General features: G+C 52.9%; 10 protein-coding genes. 8 read left to right on the top strand and 2 right to left on the bottom strand.

The genetic code is table 11. From position 1 onward, the window contains the following. The 6 genes from V6D20_00875 to V6D20_00850 all read left to right on the top strand — a co-directional run. Window positions 1-406, top strand: a 406-nt coding sequence (locus V6D20_00875) for a ferredoxin-thioredoxin reductase catalytic domain-containing protein (protein HEY9814351.1), incomplete at its 5' end; no start/stop codon positions are given. Between the two features lie 91 nt (window positions 407-497). Continuing rightward, the gene (gene sufB, locus V6D20_00870) at window positions 498-1,934 is read left to right on the top strand and encodes a Fe-S cluster assembly protein SufB (GenBank protein ID HEY9814350.1); all 1,437 of its coding nucleotides are present in this window, start codon (window positions 498-500) and stop codon (window positions 1,932-1,934) included. Window positions 1,935-2,014: 80 nt separating this feature from the next. Further along, the gene (gene sufC / locus V6D20_00865) at window positions 2,015-2,800 is read left to right on the top strand and encodes a Fe-S cluster assembly ATPase SufC (GenBank protein ID HEY9814349.1); all 786 of its coding nucleotides are present in this window, start codon (window positions 2,015-2,017) and stop codon (window positions 2,798-2,800) included. After that, window positions 2,800-4,137 carry a Fe-S cluster assembly protein SufD gene (gene sufD, locus V6D20_00860; GenBank protein ID HEY9814348.1) on the top strand — a complete coding sequence of 446 codons (1,338 nt, stop codon included), beginning with the start codon at window positions 2,800-2,802 and terminating at the stop codon, window positions 4,135-4,137. Before sufC ends, sufD begins: the two co-directional genes overlap by 1 nt. A 21-nt stretch (window positions 4,138-4,158) precedes the next feature. Next, on the top strand, window positions 4,159-5,421 hold the full coding sequence (locus tag V6D20_00855; GenBank protein HEY9814347.1) for a SufS family cysteine desulfurase: 1,263 nt from the start codon (window positions 4,159-4,161) through the stop codon (window positions 5,419-5,421). Between the two features lie 9 nt (window positions 5,422-5,430). Then, complete coding sequence (locus V6D20_00850) at window positions 5,431-6,312, top strand: DUF72 domain-containing protein (protein ID HEY9814346.1); 882 nt, start codon at window positions 5,431-5,433, stop codon at window positions 6,310-6,312. Window positions 6,313-6,322: 10 nt separating this feature from the next. On the opposite strand, the gene arfB is transcribed toward V6D20_00850, so the two are convergent. After that, complete coding sequence (gene arfB / locus V6D20_00845; GenBank protein ID HEY9814345.1) at window positions 6,323-6,736, bottom strand: alternative ribosome rescue aminoacyl-tRNA hydrolase ArfB; 414 nt, start codon at window positions 6,734-6,736, stop codon at window positions 6,323-6,325. A 115-nt stretch (window positions 6,737-6,851) separates the two neighbouring features. Further along, a complete protein-coding gene (locus V6D20_00840) occupies window positions 6,852-7,337 on the bottom strand; it encodes a sterol desaturase family protein (protein HEY9814344.1) in 486 nt (161 codons plus the stop codon). Between the two features lie 259 nt (window positions 7,338-7,596). Here V6D20_00840 and V6D20_00835 point away from each other — a divergent pair, with 259 nt between their 5' ends. Both V6D20_00835 and V6D20_00830 read left to right on the top strand, forming a co-directional pair. Next, a complete protein-coding gene (locus V6D20_00835) occupies window positions 7,597-8,706 on the top strand; it encodes an S-(hydroxymethyl)glutathione dehydrogenase/class III alcohol dehydrogenase (GenBank protein ID HEY9814343.1) in 1,110 nt (369 codons plus the stop codon). Between the two features lie 298 nt (window positions 8,707-9,004). Beyond that, window positions 9,005-9,463, top strand: a 459-nt coding sequence (locus V6D20_00830; protein ID HEY9814342.1) for a hypothetical protein, incomplete at its 3' end; no start/stop codon positions are given.

The raw sequence follows: 9,463 nt of genomic DNA, 5'->3' as shown, positions 1-9,463 counted from the left end.
CCGTCGTGTCGGTTTGAATTTTGATCACGATACAGAAGCTGATTCCATGACTACATCCACTCAATCTCAAGCCACTGATAAAAGTCTCGAAGCCATGCGGCACTTTTCCGAGACCTATGCCCAGCGTACCGGAACCTATTTTTGTGTCGATCCGGGCGTGACTGCCGTGGTGATTGAAGGGTTGGCTAAGCACAAAGATGAGCTTGGTGCGCCCCTTTGTCCCTGCCGCCACTACGAAGACAAGGAGGCCGAGGCCGCTGCTGCTTACTGGAACTGCCCCTGTGTGCCCATGCGAGAGCGCAAAGAGTGCCACTGCATGTTGTTTCTAACCCCTGAAAACGACTTCGCAGGCGATCGCCAAGATATTTCCTTCGAAGAAATTCGCACAACCACCAGTCAATACTAATTGACGCATCAGCAGGGGTCGGGTGCCATTGTGGTATCCCGCTCCCCCACTGCTCTACCCATGTTTTGGAGACCACCGGAGAACACTGCCCATGTCTGCATCCGTTAAGACCCTTGTTAATCAGCCCTACAAGTATGGCTTCGTCACCGACATCGAAGCAGACTCGATTCCTGCGGGTCTCAGCGAAGATGTTGTGCGGCTGATCTCTGCCAAAAAGAATGAGCCGGAGTTCATGCTAGAGTTTCGTCTCAAAGCCTATCGCCACTGGCTGAAGATGACGGAACCCACCTGGCCCCACGTCAGCTATCCCCCCATTGACTATCAAAAAATTGTCTACTATTCTGCCCCGAAGAAAAAAGACAAGCTTCAGAGTTTAGACGACGTTGATCCCACCCTGCTGGAAACCTTTGAAAAGCTGGGAATTCCCCTTTCGGAGCAAAAGCGCCTCTCCAATGTGGCGGTGGATGCCATTTTCGACAGCGTGTCGGTGGCCACTACGTTTAAGGAAAAGCTTGCGGAAGAGGGCGTCATTTTTTGCTCGATCTCCGAAGCCCTGCAGCACCATCCAGATTTGATCCAAAAATATCTAGGTACGGTGGTGCCAGCTGGGGATAACTACTTTGCAGCGCTCAACTCAGCGGTCTTTTCCGATGGGTCGTTTGTCTACATCCCCAAAAACACCCGTTGTCCCATGGAGCTGTCCACCTACTTCCGGATTAACAACGGCGATTCGGGGCAGTTTGAGCGCACCTTGATCGTGGCGGAAGAGGGCAGCTCGGTTAGCTACCTAGAAGGCTGTACCGCTCCCATGTTTGACACCAACCAGCTCCACGCGGCGGTGGTTGAACTGGTGGCGCTTGACAACGCCGACATCAAATACTCCACGGTGCAAAACTGGTTTGCGGGCGACGAAAACGGCAAGGGCGGCATCTACAACTTCGTCACCAAGCGCGGTCTCTGCCAGGGCAAGAATTCTAAGATCTCTTGGACTCAAGTTGAGACTGGATCGGCGATCACCTGGAAATATCCCAGCTGTGTGCTGGTGGGCGACAACTCCGTGGGTGAGTTTTACTCCGTAGCGTTGACCAACAACTGCCAGCAGGCTGATACCGGCACCAAGATGGTGCATGTGGGCAAAAATACCCGCAGCACGATTATCTCCAAGGGCATTTCCGCCGGGCGATCGCAGAATAGCTATCGAGGCTTGGTGAAGGTGGGCCCAAAGGCTGAAGGAGCCCGCAACTATTCCCAGTGTGATTCGATGCTGATTGGCGATCGCGCCCAGGCCAACACCTTCCCCTACATTCAGGTGCAAAACAACACCAGCAAGGTGGAACACGAGGCCTCGACCTCGAAGATTGGTGAAGACCAACTGTTTTACTTCCTGCAGCGGGGCATTTCCATGGAAGACGCCATTTCGATGATGATCAGCGGCTTCTGTAAGGATGTGTTTAACCAACTGCCGATGGAATTTGCGGTGGAGGCCGATCGCCTCTTGAGTCTGAAACTGGAAGGCAGTGTAGGTTAAGTTCGCAGGCGATCGCCCCTCGAAGACGCGATCGCCTTCTCCCCATACATATGAGCATGACGAAGTTAGGTAAGTAATCGATGATCAAGGACAACGCTGAGGTGATTCTGTCGGTTCGTAATCTCACGGCTGAAGTAGACGGAATCCAAATTTTGAACGGACTGAACCTAGAGGTGCGGGCAGGAGAAATCCACGCCATTATGGGCCCCACCGGTTCGGGTAAAAGCACCTTCTCTAAGGCGATCGCAGGTCATCCCGACTATACGGTGACGGGCGGTGAGGTGATCTACCAGGGTCAGAACTTGTTAGACCTGCCTGCTGAGGAGCGATCGCGCTCCGGAATTTTCCTGGCATTCCAATATCCCCTAGAAATTCCCGGTGTGAGCAACATCGACTTTCTACGGGTGGCCTGCAATTCGCGCCGTAAGCATCAGGGTCTAGAAGAACTGGATGCCTTTGACTTTGACGAACTGGTGCAAGAGAAGCTGGACGCCGTTAAGATGAAGCCAGAATTTCTCAACCGCAGCGTCAACGAAGGCTTTTCCGGCGGCGAAAAGAAGCGCAATGAAATCCTACAGATGGCGCTCCTAGAACCTCGCTTAGCCATTCTGGACGAAACAGACTCTGGTCTAGACATCGACGCCTTGAGAATTGTCTCGGGTGGCGTCAATCAACTAGCTAGCCCCGATAATGCCACGGTGTTGATTACCCACTATCAGCGCCTGCTAGACTACATCGTGCCGGACTATGTCCACGTGATGGAAGGCGGCCGCATTATCACGACCGGGGATAAGTCTCTGGCATTTCAGCTCGAAGAGCGCGGTTACGATTGGGTTGTGGAACAAGAAGCAGCGGGGGTGCAATAATGCAGACGTCTACCCTTACGCCACCCCGCATCGATCGCCATGCCTATCTTGTGCAGTTGCTAAGTCAGCGGCTGGATGTGTATGAAACGCGGCTGGATGGAGCAACCGTGGCTTGGCTGAAGGAACTGCGCCACCAAGCTGTTGCCCAACTGCAAACGGCAAGCTTACCCACTCAGCGGGATGAAGATTGGCGCTTTACCGATCTATCATCGCTGTTGGCAGTGGATTTTGAAGCAGCTCAGCCCAATCTAGAGGCGATTGCCCCCGAAGTACTCACGCAGTATCACGTACCGGAAGCGATCGCTCAACTGGTGTTTGTCGATGGCATCTATGCACCTACTTTATCCACCCTAGGTGAGCTACCCGCTGCTGTGACCGTGGGGTCGCTGTTAGAGGTGGCTCCTCGCTTAGGCGAACGATTGCCGACCTATCTAGCCCAGCAAACGGTGGGTCAAGATGTTTTCGCGACCTTGAATACGGCTGGACTGAACGATGCAGCGATTATTTGGGCAGGTAAGAATCAAGCTATCGCTCAACCGATTCATGTTCTTTATCTCTCAAGTGGCGATCGCCCCAGCTTTTCTCAACCGCGCTGCTTAGTGGTAGCGGAGCCCAACAGCGCGCTCACTCTGGTGGAAACCTTTGCCTGCCTGGATGCGGGAACCTACCTCAGTAATTCCGTCACGGAAATTTGGGTGGAGGAGAATGCCGAGGTGAACCATGTGCGCCTGCAGCAGGACAGCGAGACGGCGTTTCATTTGAGCCGTACAGTGGTGAACCAAGCTCGGAGCGCTCGCTATCGAGTTCATGACATTAGCCTAGGAGCAGCTCTGTCGCGCCGCAACTTGGATGTATTCCACAGCGGCGAGCAAGTGGAAACCCTCATGAACGGGCTGACCATGATCCAAGGTAAGCAGGTGGCCGACACCCATAGTTTGATCGACTATGCCAAGCCCTACGGTAGCAGTCGTCAACTGCATAAATGCATCGTGGATGACAAAGCCCACACTATTTTCAACGGTAGAGTGAATGTACCCCAAGCAGCACAGTTGACCGATGCTGCTCAGCTAAACCGCTGTTTGCTGCTATCGCCCAAAGCACGGGTAGACACCAAACCCCAGCTTGAGATTGTGGCTGACAACGTTAAATGCACCCACGGAGCCACGGTTAGCCAGCTTGAAGCAGATGAAGTATTTTACCTGCAGAGCCGAGGCATTGATGCTGAAAGTGCTCAATCGTTGTTGATCTATGCTTTTGCCTTTGAGATTCTCGGTAAAATTCCTGTTGAATCGGTTCAGAAGCGTCTATCGCAGTTCGTTTCCGCCCACGCTCGTTAAGTCCTTCCACCGCATGTCCCTATGACTCTTACCCAAGAACGCACCCTCGCTGCCAAGCTCCGTCCTGACTTCCCAATCCTGCACCAGCAGGTGCATGGTCATCCGTTGGTGTATCTTGATAATGCCGCAACCTCCCAGAAGCCGATTGCCGTACTGGACGCGTTGCAGCACTACTACCAGTTTGATAACTCCAATGTGCATCGGGGTGTGCATACCCTGAGTGCGCGAGCTACCGATGCCTATGAAGGAGCCCGCGATAAAGTAGCCGCGTTCGTGAATGCAGCCCATCGCGAGGAAATTATCTATACTCGCAATGCATCGGAAGCGATTAACTTGGTGGCCTATGCCTGGGGCATGACCACCCTGACGACAGGGGACGAAATTATTTTGTCGGTGATGGAACACCACAGTAATTTAATTCCTTGGCAACTGGTGGCCCAGCGCACGGGGGCTGTGCTGAAGTTTGTGGAACTGACGGAGACGGAGGAATTTGACCTTGACCACTACCGCAGCCTGATCTCCGATAAGACTAAGCTGGTGTCGGTGGTGCATGTGTCTAATACCCTGGGCTGTATCAATCCGGTCAACGAGATTGTTCAGATTGCCCACCAGCACGGTGCGCGGGTGTTGATCGATGCTTGTCAGAGTGTGCCTCACATGGCGATTGACGTGCAGGCAATGAACTGCGACTGGCTGGTGGCGTCGGGGCATAAAATGTGTGCGCCTACGGGCATTGGCTTCCTCTACGGTAAGCGTGACCTATTGCGCCAAATGCCGCCGTTCCTGGGGGGCGGAGAAATGATTGCCGATGTCTTCCTCGACCATGCCACCTATGCTGATGTGCCCCATAAGTTTGAAGCTGGGACGCCGGCCATTGCCGAAGCGATCGCCCTGGGAGCCGCGGTAGACTACCTGACCAATATCGGCATGGACGCCATTCATGCCTACGAACAAGAGCTGACAGCTTACCTGTTCCAACAGTTAGCAACCCTGCCCGACGTGCGCATCTATGGCCCCCAGCCCCAGGCCGATGGAGCAGGACGAGCCGCCCTAGCCGCCTTCACCACCGGGGCCGTCCATCCCCACGATCTGTCTACTATTTTGGATCAGGCCGGCATTGCCATCCGCGCTGGACATCACTGCACGCAGCCGCTGCATCGTCTGGTAGGCGCTCAGTCTACGGCACGGGCTAGCCTGTACTTCTACAACACCCGAGATGAAATTGATGCCTTTGTCGCGGCACTCAAGGAAGCGATCGCCTTCTTCGGCGAGATTTTTGCCTAGGAGTGTACCGTGACCGATCAGGCCAAGACCGATCAGGCAAGTTCCTTCTACATCGGCTGTGCCGTGTGGGCCTATCGCGACTGGGTGGGCGACCTGTTTCCCTTGGGTAGCCGTACCCAGGATTTTCTGGCGCTCTACAGTCGCCGCCTCACGGCCGTGGAAGGCAACACTACCTTCTATTCCACCCCTGATGCGGCTACGGTACAGCGCTGGCATGACGAAACGCCGCCGGGCTTTCAGTTTTGCCTGAAACTGCCGCGCACCATCACCCATGGGGGATTGCTCGCACCTCAGCTACCGGCCGCGATCGCCTTCCTAGACCGGATGCAGCTCCTCGGCGATCGCCTGGGCCCTTGCTTTGCCCAACTACCACCCAGCTACGGTTCCCAGTACCTCAGCGATCTAGCCGATTTTCTCCAGGGTTGGCCCCGCGATCGCGCTCCCCTTTGCCTAGAAGTACGGCATATGGACTGGTTTCGCGACCCCCATACTCAGCAGCTCAATGATCTGCTGCGATCGCATCACGTGGGACGCGTGCTGCTGGATACCCGCGCAATTTATGATGGCGACGATGATCCCCAGGTTCACTCCGAACGGAAAAAACCGCCGGTGCCGTTGCAGCCAGTGGTCACCAGCGATCGCGTCATCATCCGCTATATTAGCCATCCCGACCTTGATCGCAATCAGGACTACCTAGCAGAATGGGTACAGCACATCGGCCATTGGCTGCAGGCGGGTCAGCAGGTTTATTTCTTTGCCCACTGCCCCATGGAGGCGCGATCGCCCCGGATTGCTAAAATTATTCAGCATGGACTGGAAAGGTCTGGCGTAACAGTGCCGCCCCTACCCTGGGATCACGTTCAGCAGGCTCAGCAACTTAGCTTATTTTGAGTAAGCTATCTTATTCGTCAACCTTCTTGCGCAGTGCCTTGATCTGACCGCGCTTTGTCTTGCTGTCTAGCCGCTTTTTCTTGGCATTACGAGACGGTTTAGTCGGTTTGCGCTTCTTGGGTGTAACCGTCACGCTTTTAATCAACGCCTGGAGCCGCTGTAGGGCATCATCCTTATTTTGCTCTTGAGTACGATGCTGCTGAGCTTTGATGATAACTAGACCATCTTTAGTAATCCGTTTGTCGTTTAGATTGAGCAATCGTTCTTTATACAGAGGCGATAGAGACGACGCCTGGATATCAAAACGGAGGTGAATAGCGGTGGCAACCTTGTTGACGTTTTGCCCACCTGCCCCTTGGGACCGCACCGCACTGAGGTCAATTTCGCTGAGGGGAATGGCGGTGCGGTTAGTAATCTGCAACATGGTTAAGGATGAACCGATTTCGGTTGAACTGCACGGGGGTTCCGACTCATCACCATTCCCCTACGCAAGAAGAATGGTGATATCTCAGGAATTTTGGTCGGAACATAGGACTAGCCTACCACCAGCGTAGCTCTAGAAATCCGCGCTGGGGACGATTGAGTTCTTCCTCCGTGAGCCATTCCATGGGCTTGTAGGTGCCAAATACCCGATCCCACCAATCTACGGCTAAGCCAAAATTGTGATGCCACATGCCGTACTTGTGGTGGACATAGTGAACCGGCATGGTCATCCAAAAACACTTGGTCGGGTTTTCATGCTGCAGTTGATGGGCGTAGGCCGAAAAGGCAGCGAAGGCGATCGCCCCCAGAGCCCAACCGATACCTGCAGACCATGACACCAAAAACATCGGCAGAATAGCGATCGCACTGCCCAAGAGATAATCGCGAAATTCCCAAATAACGCCCTGCCCTTCATTGCGGCGATGGTGATCGCGGTGACGTCCGCCAATCCGTTGGGAGACGTGCATTAAGCGATGCATCCAATATTCAATCAAGCTGGCCAGGACAAAGGCTCCACAAAAACAAATGATTCCAGCCACCATACTATCTTCTCACCCACAGATTCAAAACGCTGGTTTACAGACGCCTTTCACATCTCAAGCGTTCCATGCCCTTTTGGATGACCAGAAAGGGCGATCGCTTGAGTCGATCGGCCTATCTATTCTGACACTTTTATCAAGTTTTGTTCGTGGTCTTTCCTTGGCCAAAACGCTGAAGATCCCATAAGCAGATAGCCATGGGACGCGATCGCCCATGGTAGGGTTGATTCCATAGTCGAGAGTTCCACAGGAGAGCCGGTACATGGACGTTAAAGCAGCGATCGCCCTAGAAGCAGGTCAACCCCTCAGCATCGAAACGGTGCAGCTTGAGGGCCCCAAAGCGGGAGAAGTGTTAGTGGAAATCAAAGCCACCGGCATTTGTCATACCGATGCCTATACCCTCTCCGGCAAAGACCCTGAGGGACTTTTCCCGTCCATTTTGGGCCACGAAGGGGCAGGTGTGGTGGTTGAGGTGGGGCCGGAGGTGAAAAGCCTCAAGCCAGGCGACCATGTGATTCCCCTCTATGTGCCAGAATGCCGCAATTGTTCCTACTGTCTGAGCGATAAGACCAACCTCTGTCAAGCGATTCGCCTCACCCAAGGACGCGGCGTGATGCCCGATGGCAGCAGTCGCTTTTCGTTCCAAGGCAAGCCGTTGTATCACTACATGGGCACGTCCACCTTTGCCAACTACACGGTGGTGCCTGAAATTTCCCTGGCCAAAATTCGCGAAGATGCTCCGTTTGAAAAAGTCTGCTACATCGGCTGTGGTGTGACCACAGGTATTGGCGCGGTGATCAACACGGCTAAGGTAGAACCGGGGGCGAATGTGGTGATCTTTGGATTGGGCGGCATTGGCCTAAATGTGATTCAAGGCTGCCGCATGGTGGGCGCAAATATGATCATCGGCGTGGATCTGAATTCATCCAAGAAGGAACTAGCTGAAAAATTTGGCATGACTCATTTTGTCAATCCGAAGGAAGTAGAGGGTGACCTGGTATCCTATCTGGTGGAGTTAACCAACGGTGGCGCAGACTATAGTTTTGAGTGCATTGGCAATGTCAAGGTCATGCGGCAAGCCTTGGAATGTTGCCATAAGGGTTGGGGCGTCAGTGTGATTATCGGTGTGGCGGGTGCCGGGGAAGAAATTAGCACTCGACCCTTTCAGCTTGTGACCGGCCGGGTCTGGAAAGGCACAGCGTTTGGTGGTGCGAGGGGGCGTACGGATGTGCCCAAAATTGTGGACTGGTACATGGATGGCAAGATCAATATTGATGACCTCATCACCCATGTGTTGCCGGTGGAACAGATTAATGAAGCCTTCGACCTCATGCATCGCGGGGAGTCGATTCGCAGTGTTGTGACGTTTTAGATAACGCCCTGCTGCTTCTGCTGATGCAGAACGAAAGCTGGCGAACCACTCCTGTGAGGGCAGTTATCATCATCTCATTCAGCATAACACTCCTTTTTAGGCAGTTATGCATATAATGTTTGGTATAATTGCCCTCTAAGATGGTGATATTCAACTTCAAATCTGGCTAACCATCCTGATTAGAGGCGTTATGCCGAATTAAGCGCCACTGGTCAGGCTAGGTAGTGGTTAGCCTGTTAGCCATACAATAGTTAGATAGATCTTCGACCTCCTTATTGTTGTAATTGATCTAGTGATTTTGATAAAGAAGATTATTGCAGCGTTAATTGCAACTGGTCTTGTTGCTGGAACAGTTTATCTTGGAATTCAATCTGGGAAAGACAATCGTTTTGTAGTTTGGTTTGGCATTGCCTCTGCTACTGCTGCACCTGTTGGTCTAGCTTTATTTGGTTATGCAATCAGCCGCTCTGATGACGAAATCATACAGCGACTTTCCAAAGTTCCAGAGATAGAAAAGTTAATTGAACAAGCTAAAACTCAGGAGGAGAAAATTCAAGTTCTCGAAGAAGAACGTTCACGGCTTGCAGAAATTGTAAAAATTGAATCGCGACGACAAGCTGCTTTGGACAGGATGGATAGCTTAGCGCGTGATGCTGTCAGAATCCTAGCTGAACTCGAAAATCTTGATAGAGAATTGGTCTTAATAGATGAGCAGGTTGGCAAAAGTGCTATCAGCGAGGAAATACAGCGTTTAAGA

Source organism: Candidatus Obscuribacterales bacterium (genome assembly GCA_036703605.1).
Taxonomy (GTDB): domain Bacteria; phylum Cyanobacteriota; class Cyanobacteriia; order RECH01; family RECH01; genus RECH01.
The sequence above is the reverse complement of the archived record's forward strand: the minus strand, read 5'-3'. Positions and strand labels throughout refer to the sequence as shown.

Bases quoted from the DNA above. Each gene is read 5' to 3' on its own strand.
- sufB (HEY9814350.1), top strand. From the start codon at position 498: ATGTCTGCATCCGTTAAGACCCTTGTTAATCAGCCCTACAAGTATGGC.
- sufC (HEY9814349.1), top strand. From the start codon at position 2,015: ATGATCAAGGACAACGCTGAGGTGATTCTGTCGGTTCGTAATCTCACG.
- sufD (HEY9814348.1), top strand. From the start codon at position 2,800: ATGCAGACGTCTACCCTTACGCCACCCCGCATCGATCGCCATGCCTAT.
- V6D20_00855 (HEY9814347.1), top strand. From the start codon at position 4,159: ATGACTCTTACCCAAGAACGCACCCTCGCTGCCAAGCTCCGTCCTGAC.
- arfB (HEY9814345.1), bottom strand. From the start codon at position 6,736: ATGTTGCAGATTACTAACCGCACCGCCATTCCCCTCAGCGAAATTGAC.
- V6D20_00840 (HEY9814344.1), bottom strand. From the start codon at position 7,337: ATGGTGGCTGGAATCATTTGTTTTTGTGGAGCCTTTGTCCTGGCCAGC.
- V6D20_00835 (HEY9814343.1), top strand. From the start codon at position 7,597: ATGGACGTTAAAGCAGCGATCGCCCTAGAAGCAGGTCAACCCCTCAGC.